At 60.9% G+C, this 21330-nt stretch carries 20 protein-coding genes; 7 read left to right on the top strand and 13 right to left on the bottom strand.

The window, feature by feature from the left end; genetic code table 11:
* Positions 1 to 58 precede the first annotated feature (58 nt).
* From recO to lptF, 7 genes are all read right to left on the bottom strand, one after another.
* The gene (gene recO, locus NWV16_RS05845; RefSeq protein WP_260522315.1) at positions 59 to 748 is read right to left on the bottom strand and encodes a DNA repair protein RecO; all 690 of its coding nucleotides are present in this window, start codon (positions 746 to 748) and stop codon (positions 59 to 61) included.
* 220 nt (positions 749 to 968) lie between these two features.
* A complete protein-coding gene (era, locus tag NWV16_RS05840; RefSeq protein ID WP_065261871.1) occupies positions 969 to 1871 on the bottom strand; it encodes a GTPase Era in 903 nt (300 codons plus the stop codon).
* Complete coding sequence (rnc, locus tag NWV16_RS05835) at positions 1864 to 2553, bottom strand: ribonuclease III (protein WP_065261872.1); 690 nt, start codon at positions 2551 to 2553, stop codon at positions 1864 to 1866. Before rnc ends, era begins: the two co-directional genes overlap by 8 nt.
* Before the next feature lie 182 nt (positions 2554 to 2735).
* Positions 2736 to 3590 carry a signal peptidase I gene (lepB, locus tag NWV16_RS05830; RefSeq protein ID WP_065261873.1) on the bottom strand — a complete coding sequence of 285 codons (855 nt, stop codon included), beginning with the start codon at positions 3588 to 3590 and terminating at the stop codon, positions 2736 to 2738.
* A 9-nt stretch (positions 3591 to 3599) separates the two neighbouring features.
* Positions 3600 to 5396, bottom strand: coding sequence for a translation elongation factor 4 (lepA, locus tag NWV16_RS05825; RefSeq protein ID WP_065261874.1), 1797 nt, complete (start codon positions 5394 to 5396; stop codon positions 3600 to 3602).
* A gap of 172 nt (positions 5397 to 5568) precedes the next feature.
* Positions 5569 to 6630, bottom strand: a complete 1062-nt coding sequence (gene lptG, locus NWV16_RS05820) for an LPS export ABC transporter permease LptG (protein ID WP_065261875.1) — start codon at positions 6628 to 6630, stop codon at positions 5569 to 5571.
* Entirely contained in the window at positions 6623 to 7744 is a 1122-nt protein-coding gene (lptF, locus tag NWV16_RS05815; RefSeq protein WP_260522314.1) for an LPS export ABC transporter permease LptF, read from the bottom strand. The genes lptG and lptF overlap by 8 nt, the downstream gene beginning before the upstream one ends.
* Positions 7745 to 8052: 308 nt before the next feature.
* Here lptF and NWV16_RS05810 point away from each other — a divergent pair, with 308 nt between their 5' ends.
* The 5 genes from NWV16_RS05810 to rlmF all read left to right on the top strand — a co-directional run bounded on the left by NWV16_RS05810 (position 8053) and on the right by rlmF (position 14647).
* Positions 8053 to 9543: a leucyl aminopeptidase gene (locus NWV16_RS05810; RefSeq protein ID WP_260522313.1), complete on the top strand. Its 1491-nt coding sequence runs from the start codon at positions 8053 to 8055 to the stop codon at positions 9541 to 9543.
* A 60-nt stretch (positions 9544 to 9603) separates the two neighbouring features.
* Entirely contained in the window at positions 9604 to 10032 is a 429-nt protein-coding gene (locus NWV16_RS05805) for a DNA polymerase III subunit chi (protein ID WP_260522312.1), read from the top strand.
* Positions 10033 to 10040: 8 nt separating this feature from the next.
* A complete protein-coding gene (locus NWV16_RS05800) occupies positions 10041 to 10436 on the top strand; it encodes a DNA polymerase III subunit chi (RefSeq protein WP_065261878.1) in 396 nt (131 codons plus the stop codon).
* A gap of 199 nt (positions 10437 to 10635) precedes the next feature.
* Complete coding sequence (locus tag NWV16_RS05795) at positions 10636 to 13482, top strand: valine--tRNA ligase (protein ID WP_260522311.1); 2847 nt, start codon at positions 10636 to 10638, stop codon at positions 13480 to 13482.
* 133 nt (positions 13483 to 13615) lie between these two features.
* Positions 13616 to 14647: a 23S rRNA (adenine(1618)-N(6))-methyltransferase RlmF gene (gene rlmF / locus NWV16_RS05790; protein WP_260522310.1), complete on the top strand. Its 1032-nt coding sequence runs from the start codon at positions 13616 to 13618 to the stop codon at positions 14645 to 14647.
* 67 nt (positions 14648 to 14714) lie between these two features.
* Here rlmF and NWV16_RS05785 read toward each other — a convergent pair whose 3' ends face one another.
* Positions 14715 to 14996 (bottom strand): HU family DNA-binding protein, encoded by a 282-nt coding sequence (locus tag NWV16_RS05785; RefSeq protein WP_260523484.1) that lies wholly within the window; start codon positions 14994 to 14996, stop codon positions 14715 to 14717.
* Between the two features lie 396 nt (positions 14997 to 15392).
* Here NWV16_RS05785 and yejK point away from each other — a divergent pair, with 396 nt between their 5' ends.
* On the top strand, positions 15393 to 16397 hold the full coding sequence (yejK, locus tag NWV16_RS05780) for a nucleoid-associated protein YejK (protein WP_065258370.1): 1005 nt from the start codon (positions 15393 to 15395) through the stop codon (positions 16395 to 16397).
* A complete protein-coding gene (locus tag NWV16_RS05775; protein WP_260522309.1) occupies positions 16397 to 16747 on the top strand; it encodes a glutaredoxin family protein in 351 nt (116 codons plus the stop codon). Before yejK ends, NWV16_RS05775 begins: the two co-directional genes overlap by 1 nt.
* Positions 16748 to 16778: 31 nt before the next feature.
* Here the strand turns inward: NWV16_RS05775 and NWV16_RS05770 are convergent, their stop codons facing one another.
* The 5 genes from NWV16_RS05770 to NWV16_RS05750 all read right to left on the bottom strand — a co-directional run bounded on the left by NWV16_RS05770 (position 16779) and on the right by NWV16_RS05750 (position 21321).
* Positions 16779 to 17714, bottom strand: coding sequence for a glutathione S-transferase family protein (locus NWV16_RS05770; RefSeq protein WP_260522308.1), 936 nt, complete (start codon positions 17712 to 17714; stop codon positions 16779 to 16781).
* A 737-nt stretch (positions 17715 to 18451) separates the two neighbouring features.
* Positions 18452 to 18754 (bottom strand): GIY-YIG nuclease family protein, encoded by a 303-nt coding sequence (locus NWV16_RS05765; protein ID WP_260522307.1) that lies wholly within the window; start codon positions 18752 to 18754, stop codon positions 18452 to 18454.
* Between the two features lie 39 nt (positions 18755 to 18793).
* Positions 18794 to 19267 carry a nuclear transport factor 2 family protein gene (locus tag NWV16_RS05760; protein WP_260522306.1) on the bottom strand — a complete coding sequence of 158 codons (474 nt, stop codon included), beginning with the start codon at positions 19265 to 19267 and terminating at the stop codon, positions 18794 to 18796.
* Between the two features lie 100 nt (positions 19268 to 19367).
* A complete protein-coding gene (locus NWV16_RS05755) occupies positions 19368 to 20672 on the bottom strand; it encodes a CynX/NimT family MFS transporter (RefSeq protein WP_260522305.1) in 1305 nt (434 codons plus the stop codon).
* Positions 20662 to 21321: a FadR/GntR family transcriptional regulator gene (locus NWV16_RS05750; RefSeq protein WP_065258364.1), complete on the bottom strand. Its 660-nt coding sequence runs from the start codon at positions 21319 to 21321 to the stop codon at positions 20662 to 20664. Before NWV16_RS05750 ends, NWV16_RS05755 begins: the two co-directional genes overlap by 11 nt.
* Between the last annotated feature and the right edge of the window lie 9 nt (positions 21322 to 21330).

The following is a 21330-nucleotide window of genomic DNA, read 5'->3' as shown; positions in this document are numbered from 1 at the left end:
TGTTGACGTCTGGGCACAGTGAGCGCCCGTCGTGCCGTGCCCAGACGTCAACTGACCCTCAGGGCTTGCGAAACAGCTCGCGACTGACCAGGGGACGACCGCCCAGGTGAACAGCCAGTGCCTGACGCATCAAGCGTTTGGCAGCGGACAACGCGCCGGGGGCAGTCCAGTCCGCTTCAGCCATGGCCAGCAGCTCGACGCCATTGAACAGACCGGGCTGCAGCAGATAGACCCGTTCAAGCCCGGCGTCCACCTGCAAGCGATAGAGACCCTCCGGGGCGATGGGCTCGTCATTGATGTCGGTGCTCAGAGAAAAACCGTAGCCCAGCTCGTCGAGCAGACGCCATTCGAAGGAACGCAGCAACGGCTCCAGTGGCCGGCCTTCGGCAAGGGCTTGCAGCGTGGCGGCGTAATGATCGAACACCGCCGGGTGCGGGTCTTCGGCCGGCAGAAGGCGAATCAGCAACTCGTTGAGATAGAGACCGCTGAACAGCGCATCGCCAACCATCCACGTCGCGCTGCCGGTGCTTTCCATGCGCCCGACATTTTTCAGCTCCCCCTTGCCACGGAACTCCACTTCCAGCGGCACGAACGGCCGCGCCAGCGTCCCGGCCTTGCCCCGTGCACCGCGCAATACCGCCCGCAGCCGACCTTGCGGCGTGAGGAAGTCCACCAACGCGCTGGTTTCGCGGTAGGCGCGCGAATGCAGGACGTAGGCGGGTTGGGTGGGAGGTGGGGGTTGCGACATGAGCCGAAAGATCTCTGAAGATCATCAATGGTGGCGAGGGAGCTTGTCGAATCGTCGCACCCTCCCGCCGGGTTGCGGAGGCAGCCCCAAGGTCAGCGACCGGGTTTGTCAGGCATACCGAGGCGCCGGTTTTACGACTGCTTCGCAGCCGAGCGGGACGGTGCGACGATTCGACAAGCCCCCCTCGCCACAGACGCCCGCTCACTCAGTAAAACCACTATTACAGGTCGCCGTAACCCAGCGAACGCAACGCACGCTCGTCGTCGGACCAGCCACCCTTCACCTTGACCCACAGGTTCAGCATGATTTTGGAGTCGAACAGCAACTCCATGTCCTTGCGTGCCTCGGTACCGATGCGCTTGATGCGCTCGCCCTTGTCACCAATGATGATTTTCTTCTGACCGTCACGCTCGACGAGGATCAGCGCATGGATGTGAAGTGTCGCGCCCTGCTGCTTGAACTCTTCGATTTCCACGGTGATCTGGTAAGGCAACTCGGCACCGAGCTGGCGCATGATCTTCTCGCGCACCAGCTCGGCGGCGAGGAAACGGCTGCTGCGGTCGGTGATCTGGTCTTCCGGGAAAAAGTGATCGTTCTCCGGCAGGTGCTCGGCGATGACCTTTTCCAATGCATCGAGGTTGTGACCCTGCTGCGCCGAAATCGGAATGATCTGCGCATTCGGCAGTTGTTCCTGCAACCAGGACAGGTGCGGCATCAGCTCGGCCTTGTCCTCGATGCGATCGGTCTTGTTCAGCGCGACGATCAGCGGGCCGGTCACGTATTGCACACGCTCCAGGACCATCTGGTCCTCTTCGGTCCATTTGGTGCGGTCGACCACGAAGATCACCACGTCGACGTCTTTCAACGCCGCCGAAGCAGTTTTGTTCATGTAACGGTTCAGGGCCTTTTCGCCGCCCTTGTGCATGCCGGGCGTATCGACGTAGATCGCTTGCACGTCGCCTTCGGTCTTGATTCCGAGCATGTTGTGGCGAGTGGTCTGCGGCTTGCGCGAAGTGATCGCCAGCTTCTGGCCGAGAATGTGGTTCAGCAGCGTGGACTTGCCCACGTTCGGGCGGCCGACGATGGCAACATAGCCACAGCGCGTTGCGTTTGTATCAGTCATTGCCATTCTCCACGCCCAGGGCAATCAGTGCTGCGGCGGCCGCTACCTGTTCGGCAATGCGACGGCTCACACCCTGACCCCGGCTTTTTACATTCAACAGGACAACTTCGCACTCGACGAAGAAGGTACGACAGTGGGGCTCACCCTGGATATCCACCACTTCATAGCGTGGCAGTTCACAACCACGCGACTGCAGGAATTCCTGCAGACGGGTTTTCGGATCCTTGTTGGTATCGACCAGCGTCAGGCCTTCGAACTCCCCGGCCAGCCAGGCCAGGACGCGCTCGCGGGCGACTTCCATGCCGGCATCGAGGTAGATGGCGCCAATCAACGCTTCCAGGGCATCGGCCAGAATCGACTCACGACGGAAACCGCCGCTTTTCAGTTCACCGGAGCCCAGGCGCAGGTATTCGCCCAGATCGAACCCGCGGGCCAGTACGGCCAGGGTCTCGCCTTTCACCAGACGTGCGCGCAAGCGCGAGAGCTGGCCTTCACGGGCGAGCGGAAAACGCTCGAAGAGTGCCTCGCCAGCGACGAAATTGAGGATCGCATCGCCGAGGAATTCCAGACGCTCGTTGTTGCGTCCGGCAAAGCTGCGGTGCGTGAGGGCCAGAACCATCAGTTCCTGGTCCTTGAAGGTGTAACCGAGCTGACGCTCGAGACGGCTGAGAGAAACGCTCACGGTTTGACCACGCTGAGTTCGTGGCTGGATTCCACCGCCATCGCCGGGATAGGGCGCAGGCCTGGGACAATTAACGCTGTGTTCAAAAATGATGTCCTGAATATCGTGGCTTCATGCCCCGGTGCCGGTTGTGCCGACGCCAGAAATGCATTCGGCGCTGTGGTCAACAGCGCCGTGATTGTTTACTTGATCAGGCCGACCCGCGAGAAATTCGGCAGGTGGCTGAGTTTCGGTTCCGGCCAGCTCATCCAGACCGCGAAGGCCTTGCCGACGATGTTCTGGTCGGGAACCATGCCCAGCAGGTCCTTTGGAATGTTGGGGTCATCCCAGTAGCGACTGTCGTTGGAGTTGTCGCGGTTGTCGCCCATCATGAAATAATGCCCGGCCGGCACGGTCCAGGTATGGTCCGGCGTGGCGCGGTAACGGCTCATTTCCTTGCGGATCAGGTGCTCGGCGGCGCCGAGTTTTTCCTTGTAGAGTTCCGCGCTGCCCAGGGTGCCCGGCTCGGAACCGACCAGTTGCTCGGCAATCGATTCACCGTTGACGAACAGACGCTTGTCGGCGGTGTAACGCACCGTGTCGCCCGGCAGACCTACCACACGCTTGATGTAGTTGACGTTCGGGTCGCTCGGGTAGCGGAACACCATCACATCGCCGCGTTGCGGATCACCGACTTCGATGACTTTCTTGTCGATCACCGGCAGGCGGATCCCGTAGGAAAACTTGTTCACCAGAATGAAGTCGCCGACGTCCAGGGTCGGTTTCATCGAACCGGACGGAATCTGGAACGGTTCCACCAGAAACGAACGCAGCACCAGCACGATGAACAGCACCGGAAAGAACGACTTGCCGTATTCGACCAGCAGCGGTTCCTTGTTCAGTTTCTCGACCACCAGCACATCAGGCTGGCTGACGCTGCCCTGATAGGACGCGATGGCAGCGCGCCGACGCGGTGCCAGGATCAACAGATCGAGCAACGCCAACAGGCCGCAGACGAACACGGCGATAACCAGCAACAGCGGGAAATTTAGCGACATAGGACCTGACTATTCCAACCTGAGCACGGCAAGGAAGGCTTCTTGTGGAATCTCCACGTTGCCGACCTGTTTCATGCGTTTCTTACCGGCCTTTTGCTTCTCGAGCAGTTTCTTCTTGCGACTGACGTCACCGCCGTAGCATTTGGCCAATACGTTCTTTCTGAGCGCCTTGACGGTTGTCCGGGCAACGATCTGACCGCCAATGGCAGCCTGGATCGCCACGTCGAACATCTGACGAGGAATCAGTTCTTTCATCTTCTCGGTCAACTGGCGACCTTTGAAGTGCGAATTGTCACGGTGCACGATCAACGCCAGAGCATCGACCCTGTCGCCGTTGATCAGCACGTCCAGTTTCACCAGATTAGCCGATTGGTAACGATCGAAATGGTAATCCAGCGAAGCATAGCCGCGGCTGGTGGATTTCAGACGGTCGAAGAAGTCCAGGACCACTTCGTTCATCGGCAGATCGTAAGTCACCTGGACCTGGTTACCGAGGAACAGCATGTCGACCTGCACGCCACGTTTTTCGATGCACAGGGTGATGACGTTACCCAGGTGTTCCTGTGGAACCAGGATATTGGCCCGCACGATCGGTTCGCGCATGTCTTCGATCGACGACACGTCCGGCAGCTTCGACGGGTTGTCGACATAAATCGTTTCACCGGTTTTCAGCACCAGCTCGAAGATTACCGTCGGCGCCGTGGTGATCAGGTCCAGGTCGTATTCGCGCTCCAGGCGCTCCTGGATGATTTCCATGTGCAGCATGCCGAGGAAGCCGCAACGGAAGCCGAAGCCCAACGCGTCGGAGCTTTCCGGGGTGTACTGCAGCGACGAGTCGTTCAGGGTCAGTTTCTGCAACGCTTCGCGGAAATCCTCGAAGTCATCGGAGCTGACCGGGAACAGCCCGGCGTAAACCTGCGGCTGGATGCGCTTGAAGCCGGGCAGCACTTCAACGTCCGGGGTGGAACTGAGGGTCAGGGTGTCACCGACCGGCGCACCGTGAATGTCCTTGATGCTGGCGATGATGAAGCCTACTTCGCCGGCCTTGAGATCCGCAGTGGCAGTGTGTTTCGGGGTGAATACGCCGACGCTGTCGACCAGATGCACCTTGCCGGTGGACTTCACCAGGATCTTGTCGCCCTTTTTCACGCGGCCATGACGCACACGCACCAGGGAAACGACGCCCAGGTAGTTGTCGAACCAGGAATCGATGATCAACGCCTGCAGCGGATCTTCGATATTGCCGGTCGGCGCGGGAATGGTCGTGACCAGGCGCTCGAGCACTTCGTCGACACCCAGGCCGGTCTTGGCGCTGCAGGTGACGGCGTCGCTGGCGTCGATGCCGATGATCTTCTCGATCTCGTCCTTGACGCGGTCAGGCTCGGCCTGCGGGAGGTCGATCTTGTTCAGGACCGGCATGACCTCGAGGCCCTGCTCGATGGCGGTGTAGCAGTTGGCCACGGACTGGGCTTCGACACCCTGCCCTGCGTCGACCACCAGCAAGGCACCTTCGCACGCGGCCAGGGAACGGCTGACTTCGTAGGTGAAGTCGACGTGGCCCGGGGTGTCAATGAAGTTCAGCTGATAGGTGACGCCGTCTTTGGCCTTGTAATGGAGGGTAACGCTGTGGGCCTTGATGGTGATCCCGCGTTCACGCTCCAGCTCCATGGAGTCGAGGACCTGGGCTTCCATCTCGCGATCGGCCAGGCCGCCGCACATCTGGATGAATCGGTCAGCCAGCGTCGACTTGCCATGGTCAATGTGGGCGATGATGGAGAAATTGCGGATATGACTCAAATCACTCACGGATCAACACTCAAAAAGGCTGCAGGCTTGGCCCGCCGAAAAATAGCCGGGAATTGTACCTGATACACGGCGCAAGCGTCACGTTCGCCTGTCACCCGGTTTGCATGCAAAAACGCCCCGATCGGCTGACCGGGGCGTTTTCAGGACTGGAGCCTGGGTGAAACCTTGTTCATCAACCGGCGCGACGCAGCAACCAGACACCCGCCAGTGCGCAGACCCCGGCCGGCACCAGCACCGCGAACAGCGGCGAGAAACCGAACACCAGACTGGATGGACCGAGCAGATCCTGCACGATACGGAAGGTGAACCCCACCAGTACACCGGTAAACACCCGCTGACCGAGGGTCACCGAACGCAGCGGACCAAAAATGAACGAGATCGCCATCAGCACCAGCGCAGCGGTGACCAGCGGCTGCAATACCTTGACCCAAAAGGCCAGCCAGTAACGACCATTGCTCAGCCCCTGATCCGCCAGGTAATGGATATAACCCCACAGGCCGCTGATCGACAGCGCTTCCGGCGCCATGACCACGGTATTCAACAATTCCGGACTGATGGAAACATCCCAGTCCTCGGTCGGTTTGTTGACGACTTCGGTGCTGCGCTCGTGGAACAGTGTGGTGGTGATATCGGTGAGCTGCCAGCGCTTGCCATCGAACTCGGCGCGCTTGGCGAAGCTCGAGCTCAGCAGATGACGTTCCTTGTCGAAGTGATAGCGGGTCACGCCATACAGCAGGCCATCGGGCTGAACGGCGTTGATATGGATGAACTCATCGCCCTGACGGTGCCACATGCCGTGCTTGGCGCTCTGCGCGTCGCCGCTGCCCTGAGCCAGCGAACGATTGGCCTGCGCCATGCTCTCGGTGGCCGGGGCAACGTATTCGCCGATCAGCACGCCGGCCAGCATCAGCACCAGCATCGGCTTCATCACGGCCCAGACGATGCGCCCGATGGATACACCGGCAGCACGCATGACGGTCAGCTCACTGCTGCTGGCCAGACTGCCCAGACCGATCAGGCAGCCGATCAGCGCTGCCATCGGCAACATGTCGTAGAGCCGGCGCGGCGCAGTCAGCACCACGAAGCTCAGCACGTCGACCAGCGTATAGGTTTCGCTGACATCACCCATTTCGTCGATGAAGGCAAACAGGGTGGCCAGGCCAAGAATGATCGCCAGCACCGCGATGATCGCGATGAACACGCTGCTGCCGATGTAGCGGTCGAGTTTAACCACGGGCCACCTCCAGCGCAGCGCTGCGACGGCTGGCCATTTTCAGGCGCAGCGGTTCCCAGTACAGCAGGCCGATACCGATGGCCAGGAAGATCGCATGCACCCACCACAGACCCAGACTCGCCGGGATCTTGCCTTTTTCGAGGGCGCCGCGGGCGGCAATCAGGATGGTCAGATAAGCCATATAAAGAAGAATCGCCGGCAGCAGCTTGAGGAAGCGTCCCTGACGCGGATTGACCCGCGACAACGGCACCGCCATCAGGGTCACGATGAACACCAGCAGCGGCAGCGACAGGCGCCATTGCAGTTCGGTTTTTGCACGGATGTCGTCGCTGGCCAGCAGCGTCGTGGTCGGCATGGCGTCACGGTCGGTGACTTCCTCGCTGACATCCGGCTTGGGCAGCAACACACCATAGGTTTCGTAGTGGATGGCACGGTAATTGGCCAGTCCCGGGCTGCCGTCATAACGGTAGCCATTGTGCAGGATCAGGTAACGGTTGCCGTCGGGACGGATTTCCTGCCGGCCCTTCTCGGCCACCAGCACGGAAATCCCGCGATCGGCCTGGTTGGCACCGAGGTTTTTCTGCGAGATGAACACGCTGCCCAGATTGACCCGGTCGTCGCTCAGGGTTTCGGTGTAGGTCACCCGGGTGCCGTCGCGCAAGGCCTGGAAACGGCCCGGCTCGAGGGTGTCGAACTCGGTCAGGGCGTCCTGCTTGTTGAGCAGCAGCTGAAACTGGTTGGCGCCTTGCGGGGCCAGGCTCAGGCTCAGCCAGGCCACTACCAGTGCCACCAGCGTGGCCGGGAACAGCGTCATGCGGAACAGGCGCTGCTGGCTCATGCCGGTGGCCGACAGCACGGTCATTTCGCTTTCCAGGTACAACCGGCCGTACGCCAGAAGGATCCCGAGGAACAGGCCCAGCGGCAGGATCAACTGCATGAAGCCCGGCAGGCGATAGCCCATGATCAGGAACAGCGATCCCGGATCGAGCTGGCCCGCTGCGGCCTGGGCAAGGTATTTGATGAAACGACCGCTCATGATGATGACCAGCAGCACGGCGCTTACCGCACTCAGGGTCAACAGGACTTCGCGGGACAGATAACGGAAGACGATCAAACCAGACACTCCAGGGTTGTCAGGCTAAGGCGGCCAAACAAGCAAACGTTCCGATGGCCCCGCAAGGCAGAGCCATCGAAAAAAGATGCGGCATTATCCTGTGATTGAGGGCGCCTGTCACTGCGCACACTCACGCATGGGTGCAATCCGTTGAAGATCGTACAACCGAGGGTTGTCAGGCGCGGGGAGCGAGGTTCAAACTGCGGCCCTTGTCGCAGGCGCTGGCCTGCGCCTTTTCTTTCTATAAGCAGGCGACTGCGAACATCGTCGAACGCCTGCGTGTTGACCATTCATTCAGGGATCCGGACATGGAACTGGTTGTAAAAAGCGTTAGCCCAGAAACGTTGAAAACCGCCACCCTGGTGGTTGCCGTCGGCGAAGGCCGCAAACTCGGCGTCGCGGCCAGACAGGTCGACGAACTGAGCGGCGGCGCCGTCAGCGCTGTCCTCAAGCGTGGCGATCTGGCCGGCAAGGTCGGCCAGAGCCTGTTGCTGCACAGCCTGCCGAACCTGAAAGCCGAGCGTGTGCTGCTGGTCGGCGTGGGCAAGGATGAAGAACTGGGCGACCGCCCGTTCCGCAAGATCGTGGCCGGCCTCCTCAACACCCTCAAGGGCCTGGGTGGCAGCGATGCCGTGCTGGCGCTGGATGAAGTCATCGTCAAGGGCCGCGACAGCTACGGCAAGACCCGCCTGCTGGCCGAGACCCTGATCGATGGCGGATACACCTTCGACCAGTTCAAGAGCCAGAAAGCCGAACCCCGCGCCCTGAAGAAAATCACTCTGCTGACCATCAAGGCTGCTCAGGCCGAAGTGCAACGCGCCGTGAACCACGCCACCGCGATCGCCAACGGCATGGCCTTCACCCGCAACCTGGGCAACCTGCCGCCAAACATCTGCCACCCGACCTTCCTCGGCGAACAGGCCAGGAACCTCGGTAAAGAGTTCAAGGATCTGAAAGTCGAAGTCCTCGACGAGAAGAAGATCAAATCCCTGGGCATGGGTTCGTTCTACGCCGTCGGCCAAGGCAGCGCCCAGCCACCACGCCTGATCGTCATGCAATACAACGGTGGCAAGAAATCCGAGAAGCCGTACGCGCTGGTCGGCAAGGGCATTACCTTCGACACCGGCGGCATCAGCCTGAAGCCAGGCGCCGGCATGGACGAGATGAAGTACGACATGGGCGGCGCCGCCAGTGTGTTCGGTACCCTGCGCGCCGTGCTGGAACTGAAGCTGCCGATCAACCTGGTATGCATCCTGGCCTGCGCCGAGAACATGCCGAGCGGTACGGCTTCGCGTCCGGGCGACATCGTGACCACCATGAGCGGCCAGACCGTCGAGATCCTCAACACCGACGCCGAAGGCCGTCTGGTGCTGTGCGATGCCCTGACCTACTCCGAGCGTTTCAAGCCACAGGCCGTGATCGACATCGCCACCCTGACCGGCGCCTGCGTGGTTGCTCTGGGTGCTCACACCTCGGGCCTGCTGGGCAACAATGACGAGCTGATCGAGCAACTGCTGAGCGCCGGCAAGGCCGCCGACGACCGCGCCTGGCAACTGCCGCTGTTCGATGAATACCAGGAGCAACTGGACAGCCCGTTCGCCGACATCGCCAACATTGGCGGGCCGAAGGCCGGCACCATCACGGCCGCGTGCTTCCTGTCGCGCTTCACCAAGAACCTGAACTGGGCGCACCTGGACATCGCGGGCACCGCGTGGACCAGCGGCGGCAAGGACAAGGGCGCCACCGGTCGTCCGGTTCCCCTGCTGACCCAGTACCTGCTGGATCGCGCCAAGGCCTGAAACCGATGACTGCAAGCGACGCCTCTTTCCAGGGGTATCGCTTGCAGCTCAGGAACCGCAATGACCAAAGTCGACTTCTATATTCTGCCCAGCGCTGCCCCCTCGGCACGCCTGGACTTCGCCTGCAAGCTCACCGAGAAAGCCTGGCGCATGGGCCACCGCATCTACCTGCATTGCAGCGATGCCGCCCAGCGCGATGACCTCGATGCACGTTTGTGGGCGTTCAAGGGCGAAACCTTCGTGCCCCACGGGCCGGCCGAGCGCGAACCGGAAGGGGTGATCGTGCTTGGACTGGGCGAAGACTGCGGCCAGCACCAGGACTTGCTCGTCAATCTCGACCTGAAGGTCCCCGCCTTCGCCAACAAGTTCGCCCGCGTAGCGGAGGTGGTGGTGGAAGATCCGGCGATCCGTTCAGCGGCGCGGGAGAGTTTCCGTTTCTACCGGGAACAGGGCTATCCTCTGCAAGACCACCGTTTACAGCGACTCTGAGTACGCCGATGGACACTCCAAAACCGCTGCAGAAACCCGCCCACCTGCTGGATGACCTCGAATCCATCCGTCAGCTTCTGGGCGATGACAACCTGCAACCGCCGCTTTTGACCGAAACGGTCGATGATGGCGAACAGGAACAGATACCCATGTTGTTCGACTCGATCGACAACACCCCACCCGCCGTCGAGCCACCGCCCGCCCCCGTCGTGAAGCCCGCCACTGCGCCTGCCGCACCTGTGGACAAAGGCCCCGACGCGCTATTGCATCTGGACAGCGAACTGCGCGCCGCCGCGCAATTGATCATGCAAGATGTGATCGACGACTTCGCCCCGCACATCGAAACCGAAATCAAACGTCGGCTGGATGCGCGGATGGAACGGCTTCTCGCCCAGTACGAATAATTCCCCGATCTCCTGTGGGAGCTGGCTTGCCAGCGATAGCATCACTGCGGCCTTCCTGAAAAACCGCGGCGCCGGCATCGCTGGCAAGCCAGCTCCCACATTTAGCTCCCCACCCGGCCCGCCCCGCTCGCCCTGCGCCCCATGCCCCGCTATACTTCCCGGCTTTTCCTGAATAAATGCCAATAGGGTCCCGCCGCGCATGGATAAGACCTACCAGCCGCACGCCATTGAAACTTCCTGGTACAACACTTGGGAGTCCGAGAACTACTTCGCCCCGCAAGGCGCGGGCGACTCCTACACCATCATGATCCCGCCGCCGAACGTCACCGGCAGCCTGCACATGGGTCACGGTTTCAACAACGCGATCATGGACGCCCTGATCCGTTTCCGCCGCATGCAAGGTCGCAACACGCTGTGGCAGCCGGGCACCGACCACGCCGGCATCGCCACACAGATGCTGGTGGAACGTCAACTCGAAGCCCAGGGCCAGAACCGCCACGATCTGGGCCGGGAAAAATTCCTCGAGAAAGTCTGGGAATGGAAGGATCAGTCCGGCGGCAACATCAGCCGTCAGATCCGCCGCCTCGGTTCGTCCGTGGACTGGAGCCGCGAGCGCTTCACCATGGACGACGGCCTTTCGGAAGCCGTTAAAGAAGCGTTCGTGCGCCTGCACGAAGACGGCCTGATCTATCGCGGCAAGCGTCTGGTCAACTGGGACACCAAGCTGCACACGGCGATTTCCGACCTCGAAGTGGAAAACCACGACGAGAAAGGTTTCCTCTGGAATTTGAAGTACCCGCTGGCCGACGGCGCAAAAACCGCCGAAGGCAAGGATTTCCTGATCGTCGCGACCACTCGTCCGGAAACCATGCTCGGCGACTCCGCCGTCGCGGTGAACCCGAACGACGAGCGCTACAAAGCCCTGATCGGCAAGTTTGTCGAGCTACCGCTGGTAGGCCGCCGCATCCCGATCATCGCCGACGATTACTGCGACCCTGAATTCGGCACCGGCTGCGTGAAAATCACCCCGGCCCACGATTTCAACGACTACGAAGTCGGCAAACGCCACAACCTGCCGCTGCTGAACATCTTCGACAAGAACGCCAACGTGCTGCCTGCTGCCCAGGTGTTCAACCTTGACGGCACGCTGAACGACAGCATCGACGGCAAGATTCCGGCCGAGTACGCCGGTCTCGAGCGTTTCGAAGCGCGCAAGCAGATCGTGGCCGCGTTTGACGCTGCCGGCCTGCTGGTCAGCGTCGACGATCACGCCCTGAAAGTACCGAAAGGTGACCGCTCCGGCACTGTCATCGAGCCGTGGCTGACCGACCAGTGGTACGTGTCCACCAAACCGCTGGCCGAGCCTGCGATTGCCGCCGTTGAAGACGGTCGCATCCAGTTCGTGCCGAAGCAGTACGAAAACATGTACTTCTCGTGGATGCGCGACATCCAGGACTGGTGCATCAGCCGCCAGCTGTGGTGGGGCCACCGGATTCCGGCCTGGTACGACGAGTCGGGCAAGGTCTATGTCGGTCGCGACGAAGCCGAAGTGCGCGCCAAGCACAACCTGGGCGCCGACGTTGCGCTGCAACAGGACAACGACGTGCTCGACACCTGGTTCAGTTCGGGCCTGTGGACCTTCTCCACCCTGGGCTGGCCGGAAAAGACCGAGTTCCTGAAGAAATTCCACTCCACCGACGTGCTGGTGACGGGCTTCGACATCATTTTCTTCTGGGTCGCCCGGATGATCATGCTGACCATGCACCTGATCAAGAACGAGGATGGCACGCCGCAGGTTCCGTTCAAGACTGTTTACGTGCACGGTCTGGTGCGTGATGGCCAGGGCCAGAAGATGTCCAAGTCCAAGGGCAACGTCCTGGACCCGCTGGACATCATCGACGGCATCGAACTCGAAACCCTGGTGCAGAAACGCACTTCCGGTCTGATGCAGCCGAAACTGGCGAAGAAGATCGAGAAGCAGACTCGCGAAGAGTTCGCCGACGGTATCGCCAGCTACGGCACCGATGCCCTGCGCTTCACCTTTTGCTCGCTGGCGTCCACCGGTCGCGACATCAAGTTCGACATGGGCCGCGTCGAAGGCTATCGCAACTTCTGCAACAAGATCTGGAACGCTGCACGCTATGTTCTGGACAAGGGCGAAGACTGCGGCCAGAACGGCGAAGCCTACGAGCTCTCGCTGGCGGATCGCTGGATCATCTCGCAACTGCAACGCACCGAAGCCGAAGTGACCCGTCAACTGGATCAATTCCGTTTCGACCTGGCGGCGCAAGCGCTGTACGAATTCATCTGGAACCAGTACTGCGACTGGTACCTGGAATTGTCCAAGCCTGTGCTGTGGGACGAAAACGCACCGGTCGAGCGTCAGCGCGGCACTCGCCGTACGCTGGTTCGGGTACTTGAAGTGGCGCTGCGTCTGGCCCATCCGTTCATGCCGTTCATCACTGAAGAAATCTGGCAGCGCATCGCGCCGCTGGCCGGCATTCAGGGCAAGACCATCATGTTGCAGGCGTGGCCGGTGGCCAATGAAGAGCGCATCGATCCGGCGGCCGAAGACGACATCGAATGGCTCAAGGGCCTGATGCTCGGCACGCGCAACATCCGTGGCGAAATGAACATCGGCCCGGGCAAACCGCTGCCGATCTACCTGAAAAACGTCACCGCCGAAGATCAGCGTCGCCTGACCGAAAACGAAGCGCTGTTGAAGAAGCTGGCGCGTCTGGAATCGATCACCGTACTGGCGGCCGGCGAAGAAGCGCCGCTGTCTGCCACCGCACTGGTCGGCGAGATGGAAGTGCTGGTGCCGATGGCCGGCCTGATCGACAAGAACGCCGAGCTTGCGCGTCTGGACAAGGAAATCCTGCGTCTGCAGGGCGAAGTCCAGCGCGTCGGCGGCAAGCTGTCCAACGCAGGTTTCGTTGACAAGGCTCCTGCCGAGGTCATCGAGAAGGAACGCGCCAAGCTGGCCGAAGCCGAACAGGCGCTGGGCAAGCTGGCCGAGCAACACGCGCGGATTGCCAGCCTGTAACGGCCATTCGCAATGAATCAGGGAGGCCCGCAAGGCCTCCCTTTTTTGTGCCCGGCACTTTTCCGGACAACAATGCGGTTCCCTGTGGAACAATACCCGCCACTTTCAGCCACACCCGATGTCGACCACGCCCATGAATGCCCCCCGCACACCGAAACCTGCGCGCAAGAAGCCTCAGCCCACGTCACCGGCCAAGGCCGTCGAGCCGCGTGAAAAGGCTGCCCTGCACCCGCGCAACCGCCACCAGGGTCGCTACGATTTCCCGGCGTTGATCAAGAGCATGCCGGAACTGGCGAAGTTCGTGATCATCAACCCGTACGGCAAGGAAAGCATCGACTTCGCCAACCCCGATGCGGTGCGCGTGTTCAATCGGGCGCTGCTCAAAGCGTTTTACGGCATCGCTTACTGGGACATTCCCGCCGATTACCTGTGCCCACCGGTGCCGGGGCGTGCGGATTACGTGCATTTCCTCGCCGACCTGCTGGCCGCCAACAACGACGGCGTGATCCCGCGCGGCGCCTCGGTAAAGGTGCTGGACATCGGCACGGGCGCCAACTGCATTTACCCGCTGATCGGCCACTGCGACTATCGCTGGCACTTCCTCGGCTCCGATATCGATGCCACGGCCATCGCGTCAGCCAGGACCATTGTCCAGGCCAACGGGTTGAGCAAGGCGATCCAGATTCGCCAGCAGGCCAATCGCAAGCAGATTTTGCCGGGGTTGCTGGAAGCGGGTGAGCGGTTCGAACTGACCATGTGCAACCCGCCGTTCCACGCCTCTCTCGAAGAGGCCACCCGTGGCAGCACCCGCAAGTGGCGCGCCTTGGGTAAAGCCGACCCGAAGCGCAAGTTGCCGGTGCTCAACTTTGGCGGGCAAGCGGCGGAATTGTGGTGCGAGGGGGGTGAAGTGCGGTTCGTGACGCAACTGATCAGTGAGAGCGCACAGGTCGCGCAACAGGTGCTGTGGTTCAGCACGCTGGTATCGAAAGCGTCGAACCTGCCGGCGATTCACTCGGCGCTGAACAAGGCCGGCGCACTGCAAAGCCAGGTCGTGGAAATGGGCCAGGGCCAGAAGCAGAGCCGTTTCGTTGCCTGGACGTTCCAGACTCCGACGCAGCAGCAAGCCTGGCGCAAGGCCCGCTGGGGCGAGTCCCCGATGGCGTAGGCCGTTTTCTGCAGATACAAAAAAACCGTGCCCGGATCACTCCGGTGCACGGTTTTTTTACGGTGTCTTACTTGTTGATGCTGTCGCCCAGCGCTTTGGCTGGAACAAACTTCACAACTTTCTTGGCAGCGATTTCGATGGCAGCGCCAGTCGATGGGTTACGGCCAGTGCGGGCAGGACGCTCGGTCACTTTCAGCTTGCCGATACCTGGCAAAGTGATTTCGGCACCGTTTTCCAGCTGATCGGCAACGATTTGACCCAGTTGGTCCAGAGCGGCACGCGCGGTGGTTTTCGGCGCGTCGATAGCTTCGGCGATGTCGGCGATCAGTTGGTCTTTAGTAAGAGCCATGTGGTGTTCCTTCCCTATCAAATTCATATGGATTGCAGAGTGCAGTGTCAGCCATCGAGCCCGATCTTCTGGATCTGGCACCCTCGGCGATAACCACGACGAGTCGGGGTTATAGATGCCGAAATCAAGGTTTGGTTCGACCTGACAAAAGCTGAATGCATGCTTGTCGCGGTGACTTCGCACAAGACCGGGCAAAACTAGCACAGAGACAAGGAAATATCCGCCTCTAGCTAGCCAAATGGTCAGGTTTATTGCGCTAAATCGGTAAATAAATGCATAAGGGCCGTCGGACGCCCCGGAATTGCCCTTCACCCCGCGCCAAATCCAGTGGTTGCGGTACACTGAGCGCTTTTTCGGGGGAGCCCGCCCTCCTCCCTTCCACCAGCCGAGAAGCCTATGCCGATCCGTCATTGCATCGTCCATTTGATCGACAAAAAACCCGACGGCACACCCGCAGTCCTGCACGCCCGTGACTCCGAACTGGCGGAGTCCGCTGCCATCGAGAACATGCTCGCCGACCTCAACGAGAGCTATAACGCCAAACAAGGCAAAGCCTGGGGCTTGTTCCATCCGGAATCCGGCGCGTTCCCGTTCAGCGGCTGGCTGAAGGAATACATGGATGGCGGCAAGGATTTCACCGCGTTCAGCAAAGTCGCGGTCGAGCATCTGCAAAAGCTGATGGAAGAGTCGAACCTGTCGGTGGGCGGCCACGTACTGTTCGCCCATTACCAACAAGGCATGACCGATTACCTGGCCATCGCCCTGCTGCACCACAGCGAAGGCGTGGCGGTGACCGATGAGCTGGATGTGACTCCGTCGCGCCACCTCGACCTCGGCCAACTGCACCTGGCGGCGCGGATCAACGTCTCCGAGTGGCAGAACAACAAGCAGTCCAAGCAGTACATCTCGTTCATCAAGGGCAAGAACGGCAAGAAGGTCTCGGAATACTTCCGCGACTTCATCGGCTGCCAGGAAGGCGTCGACGGCCCGGGCGAGACCCGCACGCTGCTCAAGGCCTTCAGCGACTTCGTCGAGAGCGAAGACCTGCCGGAAGACTCCGCCCGCGAGAAGACCAAGACCCTGGTCGAATACGCCAGCAGCCAGGCCAAGCTCGGCGAGCCCATGGGCCTTGAAGAGCTCTCGGAGCTGATCGACGAAGAACGCCCGAAGGCCTTCTACGATCACATCCGCAACAAGGACTACGGCCTGTCGCCGGAGATCCCGGCGGACAAGCGCACGCTCAACCAGTTCCGCCGCTTCACCGGCCGTGCCGAAGGCCTGTCGATCAGCTTCGAAGCGCACCTGCTGGGCTCGAAGATCGAATACGACGAAGAAGCCGGCACGCTGGTCATCAAAGGCTTGCCAACCTCGCTCACCGATCAGCTGAAGCGCCGCAACTGATGCTCGGCAATGTGCTGAAGAAGGTTGCGCTGGTTTTGCTGGTGGTTGTGGTCTACCAGAACTGGGGCAAGATCGAGCGGGTGTTCAACCCGTCGCAGATGGCCTCCGAGCAGGTCCGCGCCAATGCCAGGGTCGTGCTGTATGCCACGGACTGGTGCGGCTACTGCAAGCAGACCAAGCGTTTTCTTGATCAGAAAGGTATTCCGTTCAAGGAATTCGATATCGAGAAGGATGCCGAGGCGCGCAAGACCTACGAAGCACTGGGCGGGCGCGGGATTCCGCTGATCGACGTCAATGGCACGTTGATACGCGGGTTTGATCCGGACGACATTCTCGCCGCACTGAAATGAACGAGGGAGCCAATCGGCTCCCTCGCTCGTTTCAGCGTTTCTCGATCCGGAAACCGAATCGCGGGAAGTGCACATGCACCTGCCCGGCACGCTCGTCTTCACGGCGCAGAATCAGCTCTTCACGACCAGCAAACAACAGCTCGCCGGCTACCGGATCTACGCCGTAGTCAGTGGCCGCGATCACGACTTGCTGGCCCGCTGCAAATCCGTTCGGATCGACAAACTGCTCATCGGGCAATGCCACCGGCTTCGAACGGCGTGCGACCTCCAGCGCCTCCTCGGAACTCATCGCACTGGCTGCTCCGTGACCGAAGCCCAGCACCCGCCCGAGCCATGCGGACACTGCCGGATAGTCATCCACCAGCGGTGAGGTGACGTGGGTCGCCTTGAGGAACCACAGCGGATGCGCCATGGCGAAGTCGGCAATCGACGGCTCACCGAACAGAAAATCCCCGTCTTCACGCTGCAGCTGCTGCTCCAGGCGCGCCATGATCGTCGGCCATTGATGTTTGGCCTGCTCGGCTGACAGCCTGGTCGCACTGCCACCGCTGAACAACCCGGCACGATCGGCGAGGAAAGCCTTGATCGCTTCCGGCGGCAATTTGCCAAAACGCACCGCCACCGATTCCGGCTGAAACACCAGGCTTACCGTGTGCTGGAACACCACAGAATCAGCCCAGGCGGCGAAACTGGCGGCGTTCATCTCCTGACCTTCCGGGAAGAACGTAGGTTGGGCCTTTTCCTGCTCGAGACGCCGGGCGATCAGCGCAGTGTCGCAATAGATGTCGGCGCCGATCTGCAGCACCGGTGTCTTGCGATAGCCGCCGGTCAGGGCGGTCAGGTCAGGCTTGGGCATGACTGGCGAGATATGCACCGAACGCCAGGACAAGCCCTTGAACCCCAGCAGCAGCCGGGCCTTTTCAGCAAAAGGAGAGGTCGGGTAATGATGAAGGATCAACTCGGACATGCTCGGCTCCGCCGCACAGGAAGTGAAACGGCAGCTTAGCGCGCAATGGGTTCGCAGCCTACGGATCCGGCTGATGGGAACCGATCAGTCAGGTTGATAAGGCATCCTGGAGTGCTCGAAAAAACCGCCTCAGCCGTGGCCGAGACGGTTCCCACATCAATGGCCCTACATCAGGTCATCGAAGTGATCTCGCAGGAACTCGTAAAAGCGAAACGCCTTGAACGACCTCCATACGAGGCTCAGAGTACGCAGCAAAAGCTTCATACATTTTGGCCTCCGGTTGGGGGGCCAAACCTCCAGCGTGCTTACCGGACCACGTACGCCTTCGGAAGACACGTCAATATCTCCTGTGAGGCGGCCGGTTGTGATACCCCCTGAAAAATCATTCCGGCACGGGAGCAACTCCGTGTCAGAGGGCATGAAACCGTTACGCCAATCGGCCAGACCTCAATGGTTGCACTGCCATGTGAGCGGACGGATCGTAACCGGGTTTCTGAACCTTCGCTTAAACAAATAAACTCAAAATTGAGTTTATTTGGTAGGCGTGCCTTCAGGCTTGCTCAGTGACGCAAAGAGGAATATTCTCCGCCTACGTCAATGTCTCCTGTGAGATCAGTAAACCCGGCCGCAAACCGAGGTTTACAGAAAAACCGCCCCGCAAAGGCGGTTTTTTTTCGCCTGTCGTTTGCCTGAAAGCGCCGCTTCGATGTGCAGGGGTTTCTACCGTTCGCACCTGATCAGTCCGGCCGATAAGACGCCACCAGACATTCCTTCGCACTCTTCCTGAGCTTCTTGATCAACCGCTCCTGGCGCAGCGCATCACTCTTGTCACGGCATCGCTCGGTATAGACCAGCGCCATCGCCGGGCTTGAGAGAAAGAATCGTGCGCCCTTGCCGCTCTGGTGCTTGGCAAAACGGCGCACGGGATCATCGCTGATCCCGCAGTACAGCGAACCGTTGGCGGCGCGAACGAGGTAGACGAACCAGGACTTGCTCACTGGAACATCGGCTTCGGAAGGGTTTTCGCTAAGACTGGTCACTGGACACTAAAGGCGATTGAGGAACAGGTCGCGATCTTATCAGCGACTCGCCTGAAATGCCTTCAGCCCTTTCAGCGCCTGGGCGCGGACAGCCTTGCGCACCAGCGGCGTCCAGCCCAGCAGCAGGCCCTTCAAGCCCAGCGCCTGGCGGGACCAGCGCCACAGGTCGAAGTGGTCGTGATGTTCACAGATCTTGCCGTCGCGGAAGACGAAGCGCGCCTGGATGTCGTTGATCACGACATTGCCGGTCTGGCTGAACAGATAGGTCGCCACCCAGTGGGCGCCGCCGCTGCGTTCGTCGGCGCGGACGTTGTCGAAGGTCAGGGAGAAGTCCTTGGCCCGGGTGGTGAGCATGCGCCACATGTCACCTGCATCGCGACCGCGCAGCTCGCCGAAGGCCGGATCGCTGAACACCACGTCGTCGGTGTAACAGGCCGCCATGGCCTCGGCGTCGAGGCGCTGGAAAGCCTGGTAGAAACGGGTGATCAGGGCGCTGTGGGCTTCTTCGCTCATGGGCAATCTCCGGGAAATGTACAGATTGCCAGCACGATAATCCGCAAACGCCCGAAACACTATCGGCATTCGCCTGCCGAATACCGACAGTGTGTGCAATTCAGACCTTTTCGCTTTCCACCTGCACGTACAACGCACGCCCGGCACCGAGGCCGGCGAGGATCGCACCCGCACCGACGATGCCGAAGATCCAGCCCACGGCGTTCCAGCCGCCGGTCCAGTCGTGCACCACGCCGACCGCGAACGGCCCCATGGATGCGAGGGTGTAACCGAAGCCCTGGGACATGCTCGACAGGTTGGCCGCGACATGAGAGTCCTTCGAGCGCAACACGATCAGGGTCAGCGCCAGACTGAACGTGCCGCCCTGCCCCAGTCCCAGCAGGATCGCCCAGCCCCACAGGCCTTCGATTGGTGCATAGAGGCAACCGAACAGGCCGCCGAGGGTCAGCGCCATCACCACCACGATCGCCAGACGCTGGTCCTTGCCGCGCGTGGCGAGCCACGGTGCCGCCAGGGAACTGGCGAGCTGGATGATCACCGAACCGGACAGCACCAGACCGGCCTGGGTCGGCGTCAGCCCGCGACCGATGAGGATCGACGGCAGCCAGCCGAATACGATGTAGGCCAGCGATGATTGCAGCCCCATGTACAAGGTCACCTGCCACGCCAGTGGGTCACGCAGCAAACCGCGTACTCGATACGCGACATTGTGGGCACCGTGCTTCTGGCCGATTTGCGGCAGCCAGAACAGCGCCGCGACCAGTGCCGGTATCACCCAGAAGCCCAGGCCCATGGCCCAGCTGTGATCGAAATGCTCGCTCAACGGCACGGTCGAACCTGCCGCCATTGCCGCGCCCAGGCACAGGGCCATGGTATAGACGCCAGTCATGGTGCCGGCATGCTTTGCAAAATCGCGCTTGACGATACCCGGCAGCAACACGCCGATGATGCCGATACTCGCTCCACCCAGAACACTGCCGGCAAACAGACCGATTTCACCGAAGTTGCTGCGCAGGATGATGCCTGCTGCGAGTGTCAGCAGAATTCCCAACACCACCCGTTCGGCGCCGAAACGCCTGGCCAGCACCGGTGCCAGCGGCGCGAACAGACCAAGGCACAGCACCGGCAATGTCGTCAGCAATCCCGCCTGGGCAGCGGACAAGCCAAGACTTTTCGACACTTCACTGAGCAGCGGCGCCATGCTCGACAGCGCCGGACGCAGGTTCAACGCTACCAGCACCAACCCCAGCAACAACAGCCATGGACGAAGCACCAGCGGATGGCTTTGCTGCACCTGCTCATCATCGGCCTCGGCATCGATCAGCAGCGCCTCCAGTTCGGCGGTGCGCTTGGAGGTATTGATTGCTTCAGGGCGGGACATGGTTTTCTCGGTTTCAAGGTTCATTGATCAGTTGCCTCGACAGGGCCTTGGCCCGTTCCGGGTCACGCTGTTCGACGGCTTCGAACAGAGCGATGTGCAAATCGAAGACTTCCTGTCGACGAGGGACGATGTTCAGGGTCTGACGCAATTGCGCGCCGACGATGCTGGAGAAGTAGCGGTACAACTCGCTGAGGGTCGGATTGTGCGCGGCGTCCACCAGCCGCCGGTGAAACACCAGGTCACAGGCGATGTAGCTGTCGAGATCGCCGTGATAGTGGCTGCCGGCAACACCAAGCGCCTCGCGCAGGCCTGCCAGATCTTCGTCAGTGCGGCGCAACGCCGCCAGACCGATGGCCTCGACTTCAAGGATGTGCCGGGTTTCCCGGGCCTGATCCAGCGAGCATCTGGAGAGCGCCTTGAGCGTGTCCATCGGATCGACCACCGCCCGCAGGTAACTGCCGTCGCCCTGCCGGATCTCGATCAACCCGGAGAACGCCAGCACCCGCATCGCTTCACGCACGGTATTGCGGCTGATGCCGAGTTCAGCGCACAGCTCGGGCTCGGTGGGGAGCCGCTGACCGACCTGCCAGCTGCCGTCGGTGATGCGCTGACGCAACTGATCCAGCGCCTGATCGACCAGGGATCGTTTGATCAATAAAGAGTTTTCAGACATGGAATTCGC

The sequence above is a fragment of the Pseudomonas sp. BW7P1 genome, from assembly GCF_024981055.1.
In the GTDB taxonomy this organism is placed as follows: domain Bacteria; phylum Pseudomonadota; class Gammaproteobacteria; order Pseudomonadales; family Pseudomonadaceae; genus Aquipseudomonas; species Aquipseudomonas bananamidigenes.
Note: the sequence above shows the minus strand (reverse complement) of the source record. Positions and strands in the feature narration are given on the sequence as shown.